Origin of the sequence: Streptomyces griseiscabiei (assembly GCF_020010925.1) — a bacterium.
Taxonomy (GTDB): Bacteria; Actinomycetota; Actinomycetes; order Streptomycetales; family Streptomycetaceae; genus Streptomyces; species Streptomyces griseiscabiei.
The window spans coordinates 2,198,497-2,220,309 of record NZ_JAGJBZ010000001.1 but is presented as its reverse complement, the minus strand read 5'-3'; the positions used below and the strand labels follow the sequence as shown (position 1 = coordinate 2,220,309).

Genomic DNA, 21,813 nt, shown 5'->3' with positions numbered 1-21,813 from the left:
GATCAGTGGTGGTGAGCGCCGTGGCAGGGTCCGAGGAGAGCCGTCCGGGGCCGGTCGTGCCGAGTGCCGATCCCCAGGGGGACCCGTTCCTGCGTACCCGGTTCGCCGTTCCGGCCCGGCCCGTCACGTTCTTCCGCCGGACCCGCCTGGTCGACCATCTCGACCACGCCCTGCGCACCCCGCTGACCGTGGTCAACGGCTCCGCGGGTGCCGGCAAGACCCTGCTGGTCGCCGACTGGGCGACCGGTCTGGACCGGCCCGTGGCCTGGCTCACCACCGAGGCCGGCGACCAGGGCCCCGGCATGTTCTGGGCCTACTTCCTGCAGGCGCTGCGCACCGCCGGTGTGCCCCTGCCACCGGAGACCGGCTGCCCCGCCGACGCCGGCCGCGTGGACCGTACGCTGCTGACCCGGCTCGCCGCGGAACTGGGCGCCCGGGACCGGCCCGTGATCGTGGTCCTCGACGAGTACGACCGGGTGACCCACCCCGAGATCGCCGACCAGCTGGAGTTCGTCCTGCACCACGCGGCCCGGGGGCTGCGCCTGGTCCTCGTCACCCGCACCGAACCGCTGCTGCCCCTGCACCGCCACCGGACGGCCGGGGACATGACGGAGATCCGCAACGCCGAGCTGGCCTTCACCGCCGAGGAGGCCGCCGTCCTGCTGGACCTGCACGGTCTGCGGCTGCCGGTGCCCCTCGCGCGGACGCTCGTGGAACGCACCCGGGGGTGGGCGGCCGGTCTGCGGCTGTGCGCGCTGGCGGCGCGGGAGAACCCCGACCCGGAGACCTATCTGAAGCGGTTCGAGGCCGAGCGCACCGCCGTCGCCGACTTCCTGCTCGCGGAGGTCCTCGACCGGCAGCCGCCCGAGACCCAGGACCTGCTGCTGCGGGTCAGCGTCCTGGACCGGTTCTCCCCCGAGCTGGCGGACGCCCTGACGGAACGCGCCGACGCCGCCGGCATCCTGGCCGCGCTGCACCGCTCGAACGCGTTCGTCGAGGACCTCGGACACGCCCGGTACCGCCTCCACCCGCTCTTCGGGGAGATCCTCCGCGCCCATCTGCGGCTGCGCCACCCCGGCCTGGAGCCCGAACTCCACCGCCGGGCCGCCCGCTGGCTGCGCCGCTCGGGCACCCTCACGGAGGCGCTCGGCCACGGGGCCGCCGCCGGGGACTGGGAGTTCACCGCAGGCGCCCTCGTCGACGACCTCGCCATCGGCCGGCTCTTCACGGGCCTGCGCTCCGACGACCTCACCGAGCTGTTCTCCGCCATGGGGCCCGAGGTCACGAGCCCCGCCGCGAACCTCGTACGGGCCGCCCGTGAGCTGTCCCGGTGCGAACTCGACCGGGGCCTGACCCATCTGCGGCACGCGGAACGGAGTCTGGCGGGGGAGGAGGACCGGACCGAGGCCGACGGCGCGCCCGGTCCGGCGGCGGCCCGGCTGAGCTGTCTCCTGCTGGAGGCGCTGGCGGCGCGGCTGGCCGGCTCGCCGGGGCGGGCGGAGCTGGTGGCGGGGACGGCCGAGCGGCTGCGGGAGCGGGTCCCCGCCGACCTCCTGGACAGGCACCCCGAGCTGACCGCGCTCCTCCTCGCCCATCTGGGGTCGACCCGGCTGTGGGCCGGCCGCTTCGACGAGGCGCGGGCCGCCCTGTCGCTGGTCGCCGACGCCGCCGGGGACGCCTCGACGGCGCTGCCCCGCGAGGACTGCCTAGGCCGGCTGGCCCTCATCGACTATCTGAACGGCTGGCCCGGCCGCGCGGAACGCAAGGCCCTGGCGGCCCGCACCGTCTCCGAGCGGTACGGCCTGCCGCAGCCCTCCGGCTTCGGCGTCGCACCGCTGGTCCTGGCCGCCGTCGCCGTCGACCGGGACGAACTGCGCCTCGCCCGCGCCCATCTCGACGCGGCGGCGCACGCCGATCCCGCCATGCGGGACCCGGTGACGGAGGCCGGCCGGGCCCTCGCCACCGCCCGCCTGCTGCTGGCCCACGGCGACACCCGCGCGGCCCTGGCGGCGACCGAGCCCGCCGTGACCGCCGACGTGGCCTCCCCCTGGGCCGAGGGGCACGCGGCGCTCGTCGCCTCCGCCGTCCGGCTGGCCCGGGGCCGGCCCGAGGAGGCCGCCGCCCTGCTGCGCGCCGTGCCCGGTCATCAGCCGGTGTGCGCGGTGGGGGAGGCGCGGGCCCGGCTGGCCGCGGGCACGCCCCGCGACGCCCTCGCCCTCCTGGACGGCGTCCTGTCCGAGAGCCGCGCCGGGCCCGCGGTGACCGTGCGGGCCCTGCTGGTCCGCGCCGAGGCCGCGCACGCCCTCGGGGACCGGGCCGCCGTCCGACGGCTGGTCGCCCAGGCCCTCCACGAGGCCCGCCGCGAACGGCTGCGCCGCCCCTTCGCCGAGGCCGGCGGCTGGCTCCGCCCCGTCCTCGACACCCCGTCCCTGAGAGGGCTCGCGACCGGGTGGCTCACCCCCGGACCGGACCGGCCCGAGGACCGGCCGCCGGTCGTGGAGGAACTGAGCGGCCGCGAACGCGATGTGCTGCGCCGTCTGGACCGCATGATGTCCACCGAGGAGATCGCCGCCGACCTCTGCGTCTCCGTCAACACCGTCAAGACCCATCTCAAGAGCGTCTTCCGGAAACTGGCCGTCAACCGACGCAACGACGCGGTCCGCCGCGCCCGCGAACTCCGCCTCCTCTGACGTCCGGAAGCCGCCCGCGAGGCGTGTGGACCTCGGATCCCGGGGCACTCGACCGAGGCGCAAAAGCGGGCATAGCGGAACGGAGGTGCCCGATGGCGCCGGGAACATCGGTGCGGGCCGCGCCGCTCCTGCTGACCCCGCCGGGTGTGTACGCCCCGCAGGGGGACACGGAGTTGCTGACGCGCGCCCTGTGCCGGGAGGACATCGGCCCCTCGACCGACGTGCTCGACCTCGGGACCGGCAGCGGCGCGGTGGCCGTCCAGGCGGCGCGGCTGGGGGCCCGGGTCACGGCGGTCGACATCTCGTGGCTCTCCGTGTTCACCGCCCGGATCAACGCGCTGCTGGCCCGTCGGCGGATCCGGGTCCGGCACGGCGACCTCACCTCCGCGTCGGAACGCGTGTACGACCTGGTGATCAGCAATCCGCCCTACATGCCCTCGCCCGAGGGCCGGTTGCCGCGCGGCGGCCGGGCCAGGGCGTGGGAGGCGGGCCGCGACGGACGGCTCTTCGTCGACCGTCTCTGCGAGGCGGCACCCGGGATGCTGCGCCCGCGCGGAGTGCTGCTGATCGTCCACTCGGGCCTGTGCGGCACCGGCGACACCTTGCGGTGCCTGGCGGACGGCGGACTGCGCGCCTCGGTCGTCGACCGCGCCGACGTCCCGTACGGCCCGGTGCTGCGGTCCCGCCGGGGCTGGCTCGTGCGGCAGGGGCTGATCGGCGAGGGCGACAGCCGGGAAGAGCTGGTCGTCATCCGCGCGGAACAGCCCTGACCCCGCTGTCCGACCGCGAAGTCCCGCCGAGCCTTGCTGATTTTCGATCACAAGGCGCCCAAAGTCGGTCCTAGAATGCCCTCTTGCAGTCGCACGCCATCGACGCCGCGTCGCGTTCCGGTCCGTGCGGTTGGAAAACGGGGGGATTCGGTGGGGGGACGGTCGGTGCCTGCGGGCGTGTTGCGATTCATCGTGCTGCGGGCGTGGACGTATCGCGCGCTCGTCGGTGCCGTGCTGCTGACGGTGCTGCTGACCACAGCCGTGCTGGCCGCGCTCACCGCCTACGCGGGCGCGATGGGCGACGCCGCGCTGCGGCGCTCCCTCGCGGACCGGCGCACCGCCGCCGAGACCGCCCTGGTGCTCAAGGCCAATGTGCCGGGCGACGAGCGGCAGGCCGCCGACGACGCCGTACGGGCGGGGGCCCGCACCGTCTTCGAGGGGCTGCCCGTGCGCGTGCGCACCCTGCTGCGGTCCGGGCCCTACGCCCTGCCGGCGGAGCTCCGGCCGCCCTCCGAGCGGAAGGGGAACCCGAACCTCACGTACTTCGCGGCCCTGGACCGCACCCAGGTGCGGGCCGTCGCCGGACGGCTCCCCCGTGAGGAGGTGACCGCCGGGCCCGTCGAGGCCGCGCTGCCGCAGAGCGCCGCCCGGCGGCTCGGGGTGGCGCCCGGCGACCGGCTGACCGTCACCGACCAGTTGAACGGCCCGGCGGTGCGCGTGCTGATCACCGGCGTGTACCGGCCGGTGGACGTCCGGGCCCCCTACTGGCAGTTGGACGACCTGGGCGGCCGCGGCACCGAGGCGTCGAGCTTCACGACCTACGGCCCCCTGCTCACCGCCCCGGGTCTGCCGACATCGGGCCGGGTGAGCGTCGGCGCGTCGGGCTGGATGGTCTCGGCCGACTACTCCTCGCTGACGACGGAGCGGATCGGCCCGCTGCGCGAGGCCGCCCGCTCGGGCACCGCTGCGCTGCGCGAGCGTCCCGCGCTGCGCAGCGCGACCACCGCGGAGACCGCGTTGCCGGAGGTGCTGGACCGCGTCGAACGCTCCCTGCTGGTCGCGCGCTCCGGCATGCTGATCGTCGCCGGCCAGCTCGGACTGCTCGCGGCCTGCGCCCTGTTGCTCGTCGCACGGTTGCTCGACTCCGACCGCACGGGCGAGACCCGGCTGCTGCGGGCGCGCGGTGCCACCCGGGCCCGGCTGGCGGGCCTGGCCGCGCTGGAGGCCCTGCTGATCGCCGTACCGGCGGTGGTCGTCGCGCCACCGCTGTCGGGGCCGCTGACACGGCTGCTGGCCGGGCAGGGCCGGACCGGGCTGCCCGTCGACGTGCCGGCCGGGGGGCGCCCCGAGGTGTGGGCGGTCGCCGCGGCCGTGGCCGCGCTGTGCGCGCTCGCCGTCGCCGTCCCGGCGTGGCGGGCGTCCCTCGCGGGCACCGTCGTGGCGCGGGCCGGGGCACTGCCCGCGTCACTGCGGGCCGGGGCGGACGTCGGGCTGCTCGCGGTGGCCGGGGTCGCCCTCTGGATGCTCGGCAGCCAGCGCTCCGGCGCGGTCACCGCCGACCGCGAGGGGGTGCTCGGCGTCGACCCGCTCCTGGTGGTGGCGCCCGCCCTGGTGCTGCTCGCCGGAACGGTCCTGGTCCTGCGGCTGCTGCCCCTGCTGGCGCGCGTCGCCGAACGGCTCCTGGCGCGCGGCCCCGGACTGACCGCGGCCATGGTCGGCTGGCAGTTCGGCCGCCGGCCGATGCGGGGAGCGGGCCCGGTGATGCTCCTGGTCATCTCCGTCGCGCTCGGAGTCGTCGCGATCGGGCAGAACGCGTCCTGGCACCGGTCCCAGGCCGACCAGGCCGACTTCCGCGCGGGCGCCGACCTGCGCGTCCTGGCCTCCGGGGGCGGCGGCGTGGGCCGTACCGACGTCTACGGGGACCTCCCGCACGTGGACGCGGTCGCCCCCGCGGTCCGTGCCGCGGTGCCGCTCTCCGGCGGCCGCGAGGCGACCGTGGTGGCCCTGAACACGACGGAGGCCGCCGCGGTGGTGTCGGCGCGCCGCGATCTGACGGACGGTCCGCTGCTCGCCGGGCTCGCGCCGCGCGGCACGCCCGCGGGCGTCGGGATACCGGCGGGCACGGCCACGCTCACGCTGACCGCCACCCTGCACAGCACCACGCCCGGGACGGAGGCGGACGTCACGCTCACCGTGCGGGACAGCCACGGTGCCTCCTACGACCTCCCGTCCGGCAGCCTCGCCGCCGACGGCCGCCCGCACCGGCTGACCCCCGAACTGAACGGCGCCCGGGGCCCGCTGACGGTGATCGGGCTCCGGCTGAGCATGCCGCAGCCGATCGACCGCCCCGACCGGCACCGCCTGGTCCTCGACGCGCTCACGGCGACCGCGGACGACGGCGAAGCGCGGCGGCTGACCCTGCCGACGAAGTGGACGACCGGGGTCGAGGCCGACACGGCCGCCGCCCCGCCCGACGACGACGCCCGGCCGACCCGCCCCCGGCTCACCTCGACGGCACCCGTCACCCTCACCTACAGCACCGGGTACCAGCTGCCCGACTTCGCGCAGACCACCCTGCCGCTGGAGGTCCGGCTCGCAGTCGCCCAGCCCCCGGCGCCCGAGATCGTCGCGGTCGCCACCGACCGGTTCCTCGCCGCCTCCGGTGCCCGCGAAGGGCAGCGCGTGCAGGTGGCGTTCGACCGCCGGCCCGTGCCCGTACGCATCGTCCGCACCGCGCGCGCCCTGCCCACGACCGAGGCCACCACACAGGACGGCGGGGCCCTGCTGGTCGATCTCCGGGCCGTCGACCGGGTGCTCCAGGCCCGCTACGGAACCGGCCTGCAACCCACCGAGTGGTGGCTGAGCAGCACCGCGCCCGCCGCCACCGCGACGGCCGTACGCGCCCTGCCCGACATCGACCCGGAGCGCGTGACGGTGCGCGACGAGATGGCGGCCGAACTGCGCGACGACCCGTTCGGGGCGGCCCCGGAAGCGGCGCTGACCGCGGCGGCCGCGGTGACGGTGCTCTTCGCCTCGCTCGGCTTCGCGATGAGCGCGGCGGGGGCGATGCGCACCCGGGACGCCGAGTTCGCCGTGCTGCGCGCCCTCGGGACACCACGCCGACGGCTGGCCCGGCTGGTCGCCGTGGAGCACGGCGTCCTGGTGGCCCTGGCGCTGCTGGTCGGCACGGCCCTCGGCACGGTGCTGACCCACGCGCTGGTCCCCCTCGTCGTCCTGACCGGGGAGGCCACCCGGCCGCTCCCACCCGTACTGGTCGAACTCCCGCTGCCACGGCTGGCCGTCCTGCTGGCGGCCCTCGCGGCGGGCCCCGCGCTCGTGACCGCCGCCCTCGCCCTGCGGCGGGCGAAACCCGTGACGGCTCTCAGGGACGAGGTGACGCGGTGACCACGCGACCGGTGCCCCCTCAGGACGGGGCGACGAAGAAGGACGACACGGCCGGGACGGCGAAGCCGGCCGGGGAGGCACGGACGGCGCCGCCGCGCGTACGGGCCGGACTGCGCACCCGGCTGCGGGCCTTCGCCGGTACGTCCGCGGCCCTCGCGCTCCTGGTGGCCGTGACCGCGGCCCTGGCCGCCGCGTACCCGCGTGCCGTCGACCGGTACGGGGACGCGGGGCTGCGCCGGGCCGTCGAACAGGCCCTGCCCGACCGGACGACCGTGCAGATGCGGATCCCCCTGCCGTGGATGGACGGGGTCGAGGAGACCGAGGCGGCCCTGCGCGCCGGCCCGCTGGCCGAGGCGCGCGCCGAGATCCTCACCGCCGCCGGGGCACCGCTGGTCCCCGACCCCGCGCAGTCGTCGTACGGCGTCCGCACGACCGTCCCCCTGGAGGCGTCCGACGCCTGGCTGCCCCAACCCGCCGGCCGGCCCGCCGAACTGGTGCTCGCCGCCCAGCAGGACCTGGCCGCCCACACCCGGCTCAGCGCGGGCCGGCTGCCGCGCACCACGGGCGCGCCGGTGACCGCGGCGACCGAGCAGGTCGAGGCCGCCGTCACCGCGGAGACCGCCCGCACACTCCGCATCCGGGTGGGCTCGGTGATCCACGTACCGGGCTCGGGCCGCGGCGGGCTCGCCGTCCGGGTCACCGGAATCGTCGTCCCGCGTGCCCCCGAGGGCGCCTACTGGTCGGCCCTGCCGGTGCTGCGCACCCCGGCGCTGAGCCGCCGGCCCGACCTCATGCCGTGGGAGGTCCACTGGCTCGGCGGTCTGCTGCTCGCCCCGGACGCCGGCCCGGTGCTCCTCGGCACCCCCGGCCGCCCGGACCGGTACTGGAACGTCGCCCCCGACGTCGACACCCTGCGCGGCCACGAACTCGACCGGCTGACGTCCGCCGTGGCCGCCCTGGAATCGGGGCCGGCAGTGGAACGACTGCGGGAGACCGTGGACCAGGGCCTGGAGGCTGAGACGGATCTCGACGAGGTCCTCGCGCACCATGCCCGGCTCCGGGCGGGGATCGAGCCGCTGCTGCTCCTCGCCGCCGTCGGGACCGGCAGCCTCGCCGTGATCGTCCTGGCCATGGCCGGCGGCGTGGCGGCCGACCGCCGGCGCGCCGAGCTGGACCTGCTGCGGGCCCGCGGTGCCTCCCTGCCCGGCCTGGCCCTTCGGCTGCTGGCGGAGACGGCGGTGGTGGCCGTCCCGGCAGGCGCCCTCGGACTCACCGCCGCGACGCTCGCCCTGCCCGGTGCCCGCACCGCGCCCGCCCTCGCCGCCGCCCTCACGGTCACCCTGCTCGCCTGCCTCGCGCTCCCGGTGCGCGCCGTCGTGGCACACCGCACCGTACGGCTGCACGACGGGCGGGAGGACCTCACCACGGCCCGGCCGTCGCGGCGCCGCACGGTGGCGGAACTGACCGTGCTGGTGATCGCCGCGGGCGCGGTCGTCGCCCTGCGCCGACAGGGCTCCGGCAGCACCGCTCTGGTGGCCGCCGCCCCGCTGCTGACGGGCGTGGTCGCGGCCCTGCTTCTCGCCCGCCTGCACCCCCTGCCGCTGCGCGCGCTGAGCGGGGCGGCCACCCGGCTGCGCGGCCTGGTGATCCCGCTGTCGCTGGCCCAGGTGGCGCGCGCCCCCGGCTTCGCCGTACTGCCCCTGCTCGCCCTGCTCAGCGCCCTGACCACGGCCGCGTTCGGCGGCTCGGTCCTGGCCGGGGTCACCGCGGCCCGCGACCGGGCCGCCCTCCACGAGGTGGGCGCCGACGGCCGCGTCGAGACCCTCACCGGCGAACTCCCGCGCACCCTGCCCGACCGCGTACGCCGTCTGCCCGGCGTACAGGACATGGCGCGGGCGAGCGTCACCTACGACGCGAAGCCCGAACAGGGCAGCCAGCCGCTCCCGCTGGCCGGCGTGGACCTCGACGCCTACGCGCGCCTGTCGCACCGCACGGGCCTCGGCCCCTTCGACGCGGCACGCCTCCGGCAGCCGGACGCCGGCCCGAAGGCCGGCACCGACGACCGGCCGCTGCCCGCGCTCGCCTCACCTCGCGTGGCCGACGAGTACGGCACCGGCCCCCAGTCCGTCCTGCTCCCGGACGGCACCTCCGTCACCGTCAAGATCACCCTGGTCCGGGACCGCACCCCGGCCGTCTCCGGCGACGAGTTCCTGATCGTGGACCGTGCCGGACTTCCCCGCGACGCCGCGCGGACGACGACCCTGCTGCTCACCGGTGACGCCCTGAACGGCCGGGCGCTGCGCTCGGCGGCGGACGGAACGTCGGCGACCGTCCGGCTGCGCACCGAGCAACGCGCGACGCACGTCGACTCACCGCTGCAGTCCGGCGCCGAGCGCCTGTACGGTGTCGCGGTCGCCGCGGGCGCCGGGTACGCGATCCTCGCGCTCGTGCTGACCGTGCTGCGCACCGCGCCCGAACGCGGCGCCCTGCTCGCCCGGTTGCGCACGATGGGCATGACCCGGTCCCAGGGCCGCCGACTGCTGATCCTCACGGCCTTCCCCCAGGCGTTCCTGGCCGCGGCCGGCGGCATGCTGACCGGCTGGGCCGGCATCCGTCTGCTGGCGCCCGGCGTCGACCTCACGACCATCGCCGTGGCCTCCCCGTCCGCCGTCGAGGAGGCCGTGCTGCGCACCGACCCGCTCTCGCTGGCGGTTCCGGCCCTCGCCGTGCTGCTCCTGGCCGTCGGGGTGCCCGCGGTCCAGGCCTGGTGGACCGGCCGACGTGGCTCGGTGCGCGAACTGAGGCTCGGTGACAACTAGTGCCGCGACAGGCAACGTTCGCCCCGTCGCGACGCCCGGCACGCTCCCCCACTCTCGGCTTCGCTCGAGCGGGAGGGGCCCCCACCGCCGCACCGGGCACAAGCCCAAGTACATCCAGTACGAGGGCTCGCACCCGGCACGCCGAGAGCACGCACCGGACGCCGCTCCTTGACGGGCAAACGTTGCCTGCCGCGGCACTAGATGGAATGGAGCAGCCGATGACCAGCAGTCCCACCCTCGACGAACTCACCGACCGCGCCCGCGCCGCCCGTGAGGACGCCGCCTCCTACGGCCAGGACGCCCTGATCACCTGCGACCGGCTGGTACGGATCTTCTCCGCCGACGGAGTGGAGGTCCAGGCACTGCAGGGCCTCGATCTCCTCGTCCGCAAGGGGGAACTCATGGCCCTCGTCGGCGCCTCCGGCAGCGGCAAGTCCACCCTCATGAACATCCTGGCAGGCCTGGACCGGCCCACCGCCGGCGCGACCCGCGTCGACGGCCACGACCTGGCCACGATGTCCGCCAAGGAACGGCTCGCCTACCGTCGCGGGACCGTCGGCTTCGTCCGGCAGCAGACCTCCCAGAATCTGCTGCCCTATCTCACCGCCGCGCAGAACGTCGCCCTGCCCCTGCAGTTGGCCCGTGCCGGAGGCCGCCGCCGGAACCGGGCCGACCGTGCCATGGAACTCCTCGGCCTGCTGGACGTCGCCGCCTGCCGCGACCGCCGGCCGCACGAGATGTCCGGCGGCCAGCAGCAGCGCGTCGCCCTGGCCGTCGCCCTCGCCAACGATCCCGCGGTGCTGCTCGCCGACGAACCCACCGGCGAACTCGACTCCCACACCGGCGAACAGGTCTTCGCCGCGTTCCGCACCGCCAACGAGGAGCTGGGCACCACCATCGTGATCGTCACCCACGACCAGTCGGTCGCCGGTGAGGTCCGCCGTACGGTCGCCATCCGGGACGGCCGCACGGCGACGGAGGTCCTGCGCCACAGCGAGGTCGACTCCGCCACCGGCCAGGAGAACCTGGTCGCCCGCGAATACGCCATGCTCGACCGGGCCGGGCGTCTCCAGCTCCCCGCCGAGTACACCCGGGCCCTCGGGATGCGCGACCGCGTCGCCCTGGAACTGGAGCCCGACCACATCACCGTACGCCCGGACGACGCCCGCGACGCCCGTCAGGGGGACGAGGGAGCCTGAGCCCCGCCGATCGCCGTGACCTCGGTGATCTCGCCGTCCTTCAGCTCCAGCACACGGTCGGCGAGGTCGAGAAGCGTCGCGTCATGGGTGGCGACGAGAGCCGTGATCCGCTCGCTGCGGACGACCGCGCGCAGCAGCTCCATCACGGAGTGCCCGGTCTCCGCGTCCAGCTGGCCGGTCGGCTCGTCGGCGATGAGGATCGAGGGACTGTTGGCCAACGCGCGGGCGATGGCGACCCGTTGACGCTGCCCGCCCGACAGTTCGCCGGGGCGCTGCGCGGCGTGGTCCGAGAGCCCCACGAGGGACAGCAGCAGCTCGACCCGCTCCCGCCGCTCGCGCGGGTCCGCCCTGCGCAGCCGTAGGGGCACGCCCACGTTCTCCGCCGCCGTGAGGATGGGGATGAGCCCGAACGACTGGAAGACGAAGCCGACCCGCTCCCGGCGCAGCGCGAGCAGGGCGTCCTCGCTCTGGCTCCCGAGGTCCAGCCCGTCGACGGTGACGTGTCCGCTGTCCGGCTCGTCCAGACCGCCGACGATATTGAGCAGCGTGGTCTTGCCGGAGCCCGAGCGTCCCTTGAGCGCGACGAGTTCCCCTTGCGGAACCTCGAAGGAGACGCCCCGCAGGGCGTGCACGGCGCCCGCGCCCCGGCCGTACGACTTGTGCACATCCGCCACCCGCAGCATGGCCGCGGTCACCGCCTGCCCCATCACGCCCCCGTATGCTCCGCCGAATCCGCGGCGCGCCAGTATCTCACCCGCCCCGGACTCCCTGTCCATGCCGCCCGCTCCCTCATGTCCCGCTTCAGGCCGGGGAGTTCCGTGCCGTCGCCGCCCGCGGCGGTCGCCCCGGCAGGGGCCGCGGGGGGACGGCCTGCTTCATCACGATGGTCGAGTTGAGGCCCCGGACCCCCGGCAGCCGGACGAGCACGGACTCGTAGAGCTGCTGGTAGGACGGCAGGTCGGCGCTGACCACCCGGATCAGGTAGTCCGGTTCGCCGAACAGCCGCTGCGCCTCGACGACCTCGGGGACGTCGGCGAGCGCCGCGTCGAACTCGGTCACCGCGTCGGGCCGGGTGAGCGTGGCGAAGACCAGGACCTCGAACCCGTACCCCAGGGCCGCGGCGTCGACGGCGGCCCGGTAGCCGCGGATGACCCCGGACGTCTCGAGTTCACGGACGCGCCGCTGGCACCGGGAGACGCTGAGACGGACCCTCTCGGCCAGATCGGTGAACGTGATCCGCCCCTCGGACTGAAGGATGGCAATAATTTTTCGATCAGTGAGATCCATGAGCAAGAATTTAGCCGCAAGGTCGCGGGATCGGGCAAAACGCACAAACATTTTGCCGCCCGTCGTCGCTAGCATCCAGCCATGGCAGTCGACACCACCCCGGGTGACCCGGGGCGACAGGACACCACCGGCGCGACCACGCAATCCCTCTTCGACACCGTCGTGGACCGCAGGCACAGCAACTCCATGAAGTGGGCCCGCGCCCATGAGTTCCTGACGGCCGACGAGGCCGCGGCCGACCCGCTGCCGATGTGGGTGGCCGACACCGACTTCAGGGCACCCCGGGCCGTGATCGACGCGCTGCACCAGGCCGTGGAGTACGGCGTCTTCGGTTACCCGGGCGGCGCCACCCGCGGCTACCTCGACGCCGTCACCGGCTGGCAGGCCCGGCGGTTCGGCTGGGAGGTGCCGCAGGAGTGGGTGCTGCCGACCGCGGGCATCATCACCACGCTCAAGACCGCTGTACAGGCGTTCTCCGCGCCGGGCGACTCGGTCCTGATCCAGCCGCCCGTGTACGCCCACTTCCACGACGACGTCCTGCTCAACGGCCGCCACCTCGCGCCGGCCCCCCTGCTGCGGACCGACGACGGCTACCGGTTCGACGCCCGGACGTTCGAGGCCGCGATACGCCCGGACACCAAGCTGTTCATTCTCAGCCACCCCCACAACCCCACCGGGAACGTCTGGACCGAGGACGAGCTGAGGACCATGGGCGAGTTGTGCGCCCGGCGCGGCGTCCTGGTCGTCTCCGACGAGATCCACCAGGACCTCGTCGTCAACCCGGACAGGAGACACATCCCCTTCGCCTCCCTCGGCGAGGCGTTCGCACGGAACAGCATCACCTGCACGGCACCCAGCAAGACCTTCAACCTCCCCGGTCTGCAGAGCGCCAACGTCTTCGTCCCCGACCGCCGGGTGCGCGAGGAACTGGCCCGCCAGTACGAGCGCAATCTGTTCCCCCTGGTCAACCTGCTGGGCATGACCGCCACCGAGGCCGCCTACACGCACGGTGAGCCATGGCTGGAGGACCTGCTCACCTATCTGCGCGGCAACCACGCGCACTTCGCGCGGGCGGTCAACAGCGCCACCTCCAAGGTCAGGGTCCTCCCGGCCGACTCCCTCTACCTGGCCTGGATGGACTGCCGCGGCCTCGGGATGAACGCCGAGACCCTGGACACCTTCATGCTCACCGAGGCACGCCTGTGGCTGGACAGGGGACAGAAGTTCGGCATCGAGGGCCACGGCTACATGCGGGTCAATCTGGGCTGCCCCCGCTCCACGGTCGACGAGGCGGTACGCCGGCTGATCACCGCCGTCCAGGGCTTGTGACGCATGACCGGTTGCCCATTCCCCATCCGGGGAACCTGGTTCGACGGCTGATCGTCTGCTTGGGCGGTGCCCGGTACGGACGGAGACGCCCTTCGGGCGGCCCTCGATCAGGAGCCGGCCCGGTTCGGCGATCGTTGCGGCACTGTCCGAGCACAGCTGGGACGTCGTCGTCATCGGGGGTGGGCTCCGCAAGCCGGAACCGCTTCTGCCCCTCTTCGAGCAGGTGGTGAATCCTGTCCGCCGTCACGCGCCGCAGGCGGCGATCGCGTTCAACACGAGCGGCGGTGACAGCGTCGAGGCGGCCGAGCGCTGGTTGTGACGCGCCGGGCCTGCGGCAATGGCGCGACCCGGCCATGTCTTCGGGCTGGAACGCCTGATGACCGGCGTTCAGGGATCAGGGGCCGAAAGCTCGGAGAGTCGCGTCGACGAGTGAGTCGGCGTAGGCGGCGGTCAGTGGACCGCTGCGGTGCAGCCACCGCTGGAAGAGGGGGGCGTAGAGCACTTCGAGGACCAGGTCGAGGTCGGCGTCGGCGTCGAGCTGGCCGGCTTCCTGGGCGCTGCGCAAGCGTGCCCTCTTCGCTTCTTCCAGCGGCTGGGCCAGCTTCTCCCGGTACTCGGCCGCGAGCACGGCATCGTTGGAGATCTCGGTGTTGAGGGCCCGGATCAGCCTGTCGAAGGACGGGTCGGCGAACTCCTCCGCCGTGGCACGCATGACGAGCTTGAGGTCGGCCTCGAGGTCGCCCGTGTCCGGCAGCGCGACCGACTGCCCGTCCGCATCCTCACTCAGAGCCAGAAGGGCGGCGAAGACGACCGCGCTCTTCGACGGCCACCGCCGATAGATCGTCTGCTTGCCGACGCCGGCACGGGCGGCGATGGCTTCGACCGTGACCTTCTCGTACGCCTCCTCTGCGACCAGGGCGCGGGTGGCGGCGAGGATGGCCTGCCGAGACCGTTCCTTGCGGCGGGAGTGGTCCGGCCCCTTCTCGTTGGACATGCGGCCAGCCTAGCCCAGAAATGAAACGAGACGGGCCGTATTGATAACTCCCAGGGTATGCCCTAGGCTGAAAACGAATCGATACGCACCGTTTCGTTTGCTGGGAGTGAGAAAGCGTGACGAACGCAAGAGTCTGGCTCATCACCGGCGCCTCCCGTGGCCTGGGCAGGGCTTTCGCCGAGGCCGCCCTGGCGGGCGGCGACCGCGTGGTGGCTGCCGCCCGCAATGTCGAGCCTCTGGAGGAACTGACCGAGAAGTACCCCGACCACCTGGTCCCGCTTGCGTTGGACGTCACCGACCGCCGGGCCGTGTTCGACGGGGTCGAGCGGGCGGCAGCCGCGTTCGGCAGGCTGGACGTCGTCGTCAACAACGCCGGCGGATTCCTCTACGGGATGGTGGAGGAAGCCACGGAGGAGCAGATCCGGGCACACTTGGATGTGAACTTCTTCGGCGCCGTGTGGGTGGCCCAGGCGGTCCTTCCTCACCTGCGCGCCCAGGGCGGGGGCCGGCTCCTCCAGGTCACCTCGATGGGCAGCGGCGGTGGAATGGCCACCGTCGGCTTCTACGGCGCGGGCAAGGCCGCGCTGGACTCGGTCAGCGAGGCGCTGGCGATGGAGGTCGAGGGGTTCGGCATCAAGGTCACCATCGTGCAGATGGGCGGCTACGACACCGGCCTGTTCACCATCGGCACCACGACCACCGCACCCCTGACGCAGTATCAGTCCCTGCGCACCGAGATGGAGGCGATGTGGGGCGACGCCGTCGCCCCGGAGCCCGGCACGGCTGCTCCGGTCATCATGAAGCTGGCCGCACTGCCGGACCCGCCGCGACGGCTGATCGTCGGCAGCCAGTCCTTCGATCATGTCTTGGAGATGGACCGGGCCCAAGCGGATCTGTACCGGTCCTGGGAGCACCTCAGCCGTATCGCCCCGGGCTGACCATGCCCCGCGCCACGGCATTCCCGTCCCCGCCGCCCGGTCCGCGCCCACCGGCGGGACCGGGTTCCATCCTGGTCGGCGTGCAGGATGTCGCCGGTGGTGAAGGTGACCCCGCCGAACGACAGGGGTACGTCGACGGCGCCCGCGCCGGCTTTCCCGCTCTTGCGGGGGTTGGTGCCCAGGGCCTGGACGCCGATGTCGATGCCGACGAGGACGGCACTGTCGCGGATGGCCCCGTACACCCCGTGTGCAGGGAGGCTCCGCCGTCGACCACCACGACACATCCCTGCCCGGGAGTGCGGAGCTGTTCGTGGTGCAGGGCGTTGTCGCCGGGACAGGAGACCGTGCGGACGGGTCCGGCGAAGGAGTGCGCGGCCCCGTAGGAAGGGAACTGCATGTCTCAGACGCGCAGTTGGTCGCCGTACCGGTCGGCGAGGTCGGCGGTGGCGATGGGGGACGTCGTCTGCACGGCACACTCCAAGGTGTCGTGTCCGGGGGTGTTGTGTCCGTGTCCACCGCGACACGCGCCGGACCGGTTCGGTGAGGGCACGCTCGCCAGGGCCGGGTCAGGACCCGTCGATGGGCTCGGAGTGGCCGAGTCGCCACGCCGCGGTCGCCCCGAGGCTGGTGTCGATGTGCCTGCGCATGATCTCCGCCGCGCCGGCGCCGTCACCGAGGGCGACGCATTCGACGAGCGCCGCATGCTCCTTGGCCTTCCGATCCCGGGCGTCCTGGCCCGGGTCCGTGCGCAGCGCGAGGAGGCGGTAGCGGTCGGCCTTGTCCCACAGGCCCTCCAGGGCCGCGATCAGCAGGTCGTTGTGGGACGCCCGGTAGATCGCGGCATGAAAGCGGCGGTGTGCCACCAACTGCTCCACGCTCGGGTGCGGGTGGAGCGGGGCGAGCCCGTCGGCCGCGGCGCGGATGGCCCGCATGTCGGCGCTGGTGCGCCGTTCCGCTGCCAGCGAGGCGGCCAGCGGATCGAGGGACCGCCGGATCTCCAGCAGGTCCCGCGCCTCCTCGGCCCGCAGGGGCGCGATCCGGGCGTCCCGGTGGGCGTCCAGCTCGACCAGCCCCTCGCTCGCGAGCCGCCGCAACGCCTCACGCAGCGGCGTGGTGCTGATGCCGATGAAGCCGGCGAGTTCGCGCTGCTGGATCACCGAACCGGGTCCCAACTCCCCGGAGAGGATCCGGTCGCGGACCTGGCGGTAGGCGAAGTCGCCCTTCGTCTCGAAAGCCTCGACCGGCTGCGACATACGGCCCCCTCTGGCGTCCATGGTTATAACCTACCGAGTCGGCGCCGACTCGGCTACGGGGCATCCTACGGGGCGGGGTATCCGGTAGTGGCTTGCGTGGACTTCACGGCCCGATTCCTGGCGGCGATCGATGCGGAGCGACCATCGGCTCTCACCGGAAGGGTTGACGTCACAGGTTATAACCATCACTGTTTGCGACATACGAGGCGACCCCACCGGTCCCGTCACCCTCGCCCTCGACCCCGCGGCCTGCCTGGTCCGCACCGACACGGTCGTGCTCTCGGAGGACGCCCAGGCCCTCCTGACCGTCTCCGGCTGACATCCACCCCCGTGAACGACATGAGGAGTCCCGTGGCCACCAGCGGCATCCCCCACCGTTACACCCTCGGCGTCCTGCACGGCGACGGCATCGGTCCCGAGATCGTGCCGGCCGCCGTTCTGGTCGCCGACACCGCTCTGGTGGCCGCCGGTGCCCCGCCCGTCGCCTGGCGGGAGCTGCCCCTGGGCCGCCGAGCCATCGAGGAGTTGGGGGAGGCTACGCCCGAGGCCACACTCGCGGCCCTCGCCGAGACCGACGGATGGCTGCTCGGCCCCCACGACAGCGCGTCCTATCCCGAGCCGTTCCGTTCCGAACTCAACCCAAGCGGCACCATCCGCAAACACTTCGACCTGTACGCCAACGTCCGCCCCGCCAAGGCGTTCGGGGGCGGTGAGGTCATCGCCCCCGGCACCGACCTGGTCATCATGCGGGAGAACACCGAGGGCTTCTACGCCGACCGCAACACCCACCTGGGCACGGGCGAGTTCATGCCCACCCCGGACATCGCCATCGCGATGGGCATCATCACGCGTCCCGCGTGCGAGCGCATCGCCCGGGAGGCGTTCGAGCTGGCCTCGCGGCGGCGCGGGAAGGTCACCATCGTCCACAAGGCGAACGTCCTGAAGCTGACCACGGGGCTGTTCCGGGACGTGTGCCGAGAGGTCGCGCGGGACTACCCCGATGTCACCGTCGACGACTTCCACATCGACGCCATGACCGTGCACCTGGTGCGGCGGGCCCGCGAGTTCGACGTCGTGGTCACCGAGAACATGTTCGGTGACATCCTCTCGGACCTGGCCGGCGAACTGGCCGGATCGCTGGGGACCGCCCCCTCCCTGAACGCCTCGCGGGACCGCGCGATGGCGCAGGCGGCCCACGGTTCCGCGCCGGACATCGCGGGACAGGACCGGGCCAACCCCGTGGCGATGATCCTTTCCACCGCGATGCTGCTGGAGTGGCTGGGCAACCGGCACCAGGACGAGACACTTCCGCGTGCGGCACGGATCGTGGAGCAGGGCGTGGCCTCCACCCTCGAAAAGGGGACCCGCACCAGGGACATGGGCGGGTCGGCCGGATGCCGTGCATTCGCCGAGGCGGTCGCGGCCTCGATCGGGCAGCTGTGAGCGGGAGTTCGGTCCGGGCAGCTGTGAGCGGGAGTTCGGTCGTCCGATCGCCCACCGTGGCCGTCATCCACGCCACCCCGGCGTCGATCGAGCCCGCCCGGACAGCTCTCGTGGAGGGCTTTCCCGAGGCCTCGGTGTGGCATGTGCTGGACGACCGCCTCATCAGCGACGCCGAGGCGGCGGGCGGGCTCACCCCTGCCCTGTCCGACCGGATGCTGTCGCTGATCGGCCATGCCGTCCACGGCGGTGCCGACGCCGTCCTGCTGTCCTGCTCCCTGTACGGGCCGGTGCTGGAACAGGCCCGACGGGAACACGGGCTGCTGCCCATGCTGAGCTCCGACGAGGGACTCTTCGCCGAGGTCGCGCGTCTGCGGTTCGGCCGTGTCCTGCTCCTGGGCCCCCTCGCCCCGGCGGTCCAGGACTCGGCGAAGCGGCTGAAGCACGTGCTCTCCGCCACGGCGGGCGCGGAGCGGACGGATGTCATCGCACTGACCGTTCCCGGGGCGGCCACGGCTGCTGCGCACGGAGATCTCGACACCCTTGAGAGGGCTCTCACCGAGGTCGCCACGCCGTATCTGAAGGAAGCCGACGCGGTGATCCTCGGCATGTTCTCGCTCGCTCCGGCCCGCGGGGGAGTGGAGCGGGCCCTCGGACTGCCGGTGCTCAGCGCCCCGCTCCTCGCCGCCCGCTCGCTGCGCGAGAAGCTCGCGGCGCGGACCGACACCCTCTTCTCCGCACCGCTCTTTCCCGGGGACCGACCCGAATCGTCCGCCACGGAGGCATGGTGATGAGCCGTAACCACCTGGCGGGCCGCCACCTGGCCGGGTCCGGGCTCGACACGCTGGGCACCAAGGCGCGTCTCGACGTCGCCGGCCGACAGATGTCGTACCACCGCATCGACCGGCTCGCCCCCGCCGACCTGCCGGTCGGCCTGCGGATCCTGCTGGAGAACGTGCTCCGCTTCCATGACGGCACGAGCCGCAGCGACGACCAGGTGCAAGCGATCCTGGCGCGGGGCGGCCCGGGAACACCGGTGGACCTGTACGCCTCCCGGGTGTTCCTGCACGACACCAACGGTGTCCCCACGGTCGTCGACCTGGCGTCCATGCGGGACGCCATGGCCGCCCTGGGTGGCGATCCGGCTCTGGTCAATCCGGTCATCGCGTCCGAACTCGTCATCGACCACTCGGTCATCGCCGACGTCTTCGGCCGCCCCGACGCACTGGCGCGCAATGTCGAACTGGAGTACGCGCGCAACGGCGAGCGCTACCGCTTCCTCCGGTGGGGACAGCAGTCGCTCAGGAATTTCGCCGTGGTGCCCCCCGGCACCGGGATCATGCACCAGGTCAACGTGGAGCACCTCGCCCGCGTGGTCATGGTCGAGGACGGCCTCGCGTTCCCGGACGTGTGCCTGGGCACCGACTCGCACACCACCATGGTCAACGGGCTCGGCGTACTGGCCTGGGGCATCGGAGGCATCGAGGCCGAGGCCGCGATGCTCGGCCAGTCCATGTCCGCCCTCGTCCCGCCCGTCGTCGGCGTCCACCTCACCGGCGGACTCCCCGCCGGAACCACGGCCACCGACCTGGCACTCACCCTCACCGAACTCCTGCGGTCCCACGGAGTCATCGGCAAGTTCGTCGAGTTCCACGGCCCCGGCGTCACGGCCCTGCCGGTGACCGACCGCGTCACCATCGCGAACATGAGCCCCGAATTCGGCTCGACCTGCGCGCTCTTCCCCATCGACGACGAGACCCTGCGCTACCTGCGGTTCACCGGGCGGCCCGAGAGCCAGGTCGCGTTGGTCGAGGCGTACGCCAAAGAGCAGGGCCTGTGGCACCGGCCCGCGAACCCACCCCGGTTCTCGGAGACCGTCGCACTCGACCTGTCCACCGTCGTCCCCTCCCTGGCCGGTCCCTCCCGGCCCGAGGACAGGGTCCCTCTGGACCACGCGAAGTCCCGCTTCCGTACGGCCCTCGAAGTCATCCGCCGACAGAACACGACTGCCGGCCCGAACATCACGACGACCGCCACCGCCACCGCCATCACCGCCACCGTCGCCGCCACTGCCACCGTCGCCACCGTCGTCATCGACGGAACCGCGCACGAACTGTCCGACGGAGCGGTCGCGGTCGCGGCCATCACCTCCTGCACCAACACCTCCAACCCGGCCGTCATGGTGGGCGCGGGACTGCTCGCCCGCAACGCCGTCCGGGCGGGGCTGCGCAGCAAGCCCTGGGTCAAGACCACCCTCAGCCCCGGCTCACGGGTCGTCATGGACTACTACCGACGGGCCGGCCTCCTCCCGGATCTGGAGACCCTGGGCTTCCACCTCGCCGGATTCGGGTGCATGACCTGCATCGGAGCCTCCGGCCCGCTCATCGGTGCCGTTTCGGAGGCGGTGGCCGACACCGGCCTGACCGTGACATCGGTCCTCTCCGGAAACCGCAACTTCGAGGGCCGTATCCAGCCCGACGTCGCCATGAACTACCTCGCCTCACCGCCCCTCGTCATCGCCTACGCCCTCGCCGGCACGATGGACATCGACCTGCGCACCGAGCCCCTCGGCCACACCGCGCAGGGAGAACCCGTCCACCTGCACGACATCTGGCCGGACCCGGCGGAGATCGAGGCGGTGACGGCCGGGAGCATGGACGCCGCGATGTTCACCGACGCCTACGGACACGTCTTCGCCGGCGACCGGCGGTGGCGGGACGTCAGCGCGCCGGCCTCCGAACGCTTCGCGTGGGACGAGGCCTCCACCTACATCCGGCGCCCGCCCTACCTCGACGGCATGACCAGGGAACCGGAGGCGGTCAAGGACATCACCGGGGCGCGCGTGCTGGTCAAACTCGGCGACAAGGTCACCACCGACCACATCTCCCCGGCCGGCGCCATCACGGCAGCCACGGCGGCGGCCCGCTATCTCGCCGAACTCGGCGTACCCGCCGGGGACTTCAACACCTACGCCTCCAGGCGCGGCAACCACCTGGTGATGATGCGGGGCGCGTTCGCCAACATCAGGCTGCGCAACCAGGTGGCCCCCGGCACCCGGGGCGGCAGGACCCGCGACTTCCTCGACGACGGGCGCGAGAGCTCGATCCACGACACGGCGGCGGCCTACCGCGCGGCCGGCGTGCCCATGGTCGTCGTCGCCGGTGAGGACTACGGCGGCGGATCCTCCCGCGACTGGGCCGCCAAGGGGCCCGCGCTGCTGGGCGTCCGCGCGGTGATCGCACGGTCCTTCGAACGCATCCACCGCTCGAACCTCGTCGCCATGGGCGTCCTGCCCCTGGAACTCGTCGACGGCGGCCCCGAGGACCTGGCCCCCACCGGCGCCGAGACCATCACCGTCTCCGGACTGGAGACCCTCGACTCCGGACACATCCCGACGACGGTGCCCGTCCTGTCCGACGACCGCGAGTTCACAGCACGAGTCCGCCTGGACACCCCCCGCGAGGCCGACTACTTCCGCCACGGCGGGGTCATGCCGTACGTCCTGCGAGGCTTGCTCGCCCACCCGGCCGAAGCCGACCAGTGAGGTGCACCCCCCTGCACCGACCGCCGTCGCGCAGCGCCGGCACCACCGTGCGGCAGGTACCGCAGTGATGTGTCCGACGCCCGCTGGGCCTTGATGGAACCGGTCTTCACCGCTTGGCGGGCGAGACGGGCCGCCCCCTCCCCGC

Annotated in this window: 15 protein-coding genes and 2 pseudogenes; 12 read left to right on the top strand and 5 right to left on the bottom strand. The window is 73.5% G+C overall.

All coding sequences use genetic code 11. From position 1 onward, the window contains the following. The first annotated feature begins 11 nt into the window (after window positions 1–11). From J8M51_RS09650 to J8M51_RS09630, 5 genes are all read left to right on the top strand, one after another. Complete coding sequence (locus tag J8M51_RS09650; RefSeq protein ID WP_256964404.1) at window positions 12–2,690, top strand: LuxR C-terminal-related transcriptional regulator; 2,679 nt, start codon at window positions 12–14, stop codon at window positions 2,688–2,690. A gap of 92 nt (window positions 2,691–2,782) precedes the next feature. Continuing rightward, on the top strand, window positions 2,783–3,460 hold the full coding sequence (locus tag J8M51_RS09645) for a HemK2/MTQ2 family protein methyltransferase (RefSeq protein WP_086755199.1): 678 nt from the start codon (window positions 2,783–2,785) through the stop codon (window positions 3,458–3,460). Between the two features lie 177 nt (window positions 3,461–3,637). Further along, complete coding sequence (locus J8M51_RS09640; RefSeq protein WP_267299104.1) at window positions 3,638–6,865, top strand: ABC transporter permease; 3,228 nt, start codon at window positions 3,638–3,640, stop codon at window positions 6,863–6,865. Continuing rightward, complete coding sequence (locus J8M51_RS09635; protein ID WP_398855819.1) at window positions 6,862–9,684, top strand: ABC transporter permease; 2,823 nt, start codon at window positions 6,862–6,864, stop codon at window positions 9,682–9,684. Before J8M51_RS09640 ends, J8M51_RS09635 begins: the two co-directional genes overlap by 4 nt. Window positions 9,685–9,902: 218 nt before the next feature. Then, window positions 9,903–10,883 (top strand): ATP-binding cassette domain-containing protein, encoded by a 981-nt coding sequence (locus J8M51_RS09630; protein WP_086760237.1) that lies wholly within the window; start codon window positions 9,903–9,905, stop codon window positions 10,881–10,883. Here the strand turns inward: J8M51_RS09630 and J8M51_RS09625 are convergent. Continuing rightward, window positions 10,862–11,590, bottom strand: a complete 729-nt coding sequence (locus J8M51_RS09625; RefSeq protein ID WP_086760248.1) for an ABC transporter ATP-binding protein — start codon at window positions 11,588–11,590, stop codon at window positions 10,862–10,864. The two genes, J8M51_RS09630 and J8M51_RS09625, sit on opposite strands and share 22 nt — an antisense overlap. A gap of 94 nt (window positions 11,591–11,684) precedes the next feature. Beyond that, on the bottom strand, window positions 11,685–12,170 hold the full coding sequence (locus J8M51_RS09620) for an Lrp/AsnC family transcriptional regulator (protein WP_086760239.1): 486 nt from the start codon (window positions 12,168–12,170) through the stop codon (window positions 11,685–11,687). Window positions 12,171–12,251: 81 nt separating this feature from the next. Here J8M51_RS09620 and J8M51_RS09615 point away from each other — a divergent pair, with 81 nt between their 5' ends. After that, the gene (locus J8M51_RS09615) at window positions 12,252–13,499 is read left to right on the top strand and encodes a MalY/PatB family protein (RefSeq protein WP_086760241.1); all 1,248 of its coding nucleotides are present in this window, start codon (window positions 12,252–12,254) and stop codon (window positions 13,497–13,499) included. Between the two features lie 66 nt (window positions 13,500–13,565). Further along, window positions 13,566–13,818, top strand: a pseudogene (locus tag J8M51_RS09610) (hypothetical protein). Between the two features lie 75 nt (window positions 13,819–13,893). On the opposite strand, the gene J8M51_RS09605 reads toward J8M51_RS09610, so the two are convergent. After that, entirely contained in the window at window positions 13,894–14,493 is a 600-nt protein-coding gene (locus J8M51_RS09605; RefSeq protein ID WP_086760242.1) for a TetR/AcrR family transcriptional regulator, read from the bottom strand. 116 nt (window positions 14,494–14,609) lie between these two features. On the opposite strand from J8M51_RS09605, the gene J8M51_RS09600 reads away from it, so the two are divergent. After that, the gene (locus J8M51_RS09600; protein ID WP_267299103.1) at window positions 14,610–15,431 is read left to right on the top strand and encodes an SDR family NAD(P)-dependent oxidoreductase; all 822 of its coding nucleotides are present in this window, start codon (window positions 14,610–14,612) and stop codon (window positions 15,429–15,431) included. Here the strand turns inward: J8M51_RS09600 and J8M51_RS09595 are convergent. Together J8M51_RS09595 and J8M51_RS09590 are read right to left on the bottom strand one after the other, a co-directional pair. Continuing rightward, window positions 15,353–15,828 (bottom strand): annotated as a pseudogene (locus J8M51_RS09595) (RraA family protein). The gene J8M51_RS09600 and the pseudogene J8M51_RS09595 overlap by 79 nt on opposite strands. 169 nt (window positions 15,829–15,997) lie before the next feature. Continuing rightward, window positions 15,998–16,705 carry a GntR family transcriptional regulator gene (locus J8M51_RS09590; RefSeq protein ID WP_256964412.1) on the bottom strand — a complete coding sequence of 236 codons (708 nt, stop codon included), beginning with the start codon at window positions 16,703–16,705 and terminating at the stop codon, window positions 15,998–16,000. 109 nt (window positions 16,706–16,814) lie between these two features. On the opposite strand from J8M51_RS09590, the gene J8M51_RS09585 reads away from it, so the two are divergent. From J8M51_RS09585 to acnA, 4 genes are read left to right on the top strand one after another with little or no spacing between them, the layout of a single operon-like run. Next, window positions 16,815–17,003 carry a hypothetical protein gene (locus J8M51_RS09585; RefSeq protein ID WP_086755223.1) on the top strand — a complete coding sequence of 63 codons (189 nt, stop codon included), beginning with the start codon at window positions 16,815–16,817 and terminating at the stop codon, window positions 17,001–17,003. A 32-nt stretch (window positions 17,004–17,035) separates the two neighbouring features. Next, window positions 17,036–18,127 (top strand): isocitrate/isopropylmalate dehydrogenase family protein, encoded by a 1,092-nt coding sequence (locus J8M51_RS09580; RefSeq protein ID WP_256964411.1) that lies wholly within the window; start codon window positions 17,036–17,038, stop codon window positions 18,125–18,127. Window positions 18,128–18,183: 56 nt separating this feature from the next. After that, window positions 18,184–18,915 (top strand): aspartate/glutamate racemase family protein, encoded by a 732-nt coding sequence (locus J8M51_RS09575; protein ID WP_086755222.1) that lies wholly within the window; start codon window positions 18,184–18,186, stop codon window positions 18,913–18,915. After that, window positions 18,915–21,668: an aconitate hydratase AcnA gene (gene acnA, locus J8M51_RS09570; RefSeq protein ID WP_086755221.1), complete on the top strand. Its 2,754-nt coding sequence runs from the start codon at window positions 18,915–18,917 to the stop codon at window positions 21,666–21,668. Before J8M51_RS09575 ends, acnA begins: the two co-directional genes overlap by 1 nt. Window positions 21,669–21,813 lie beyond the last annotated feature (145 nt).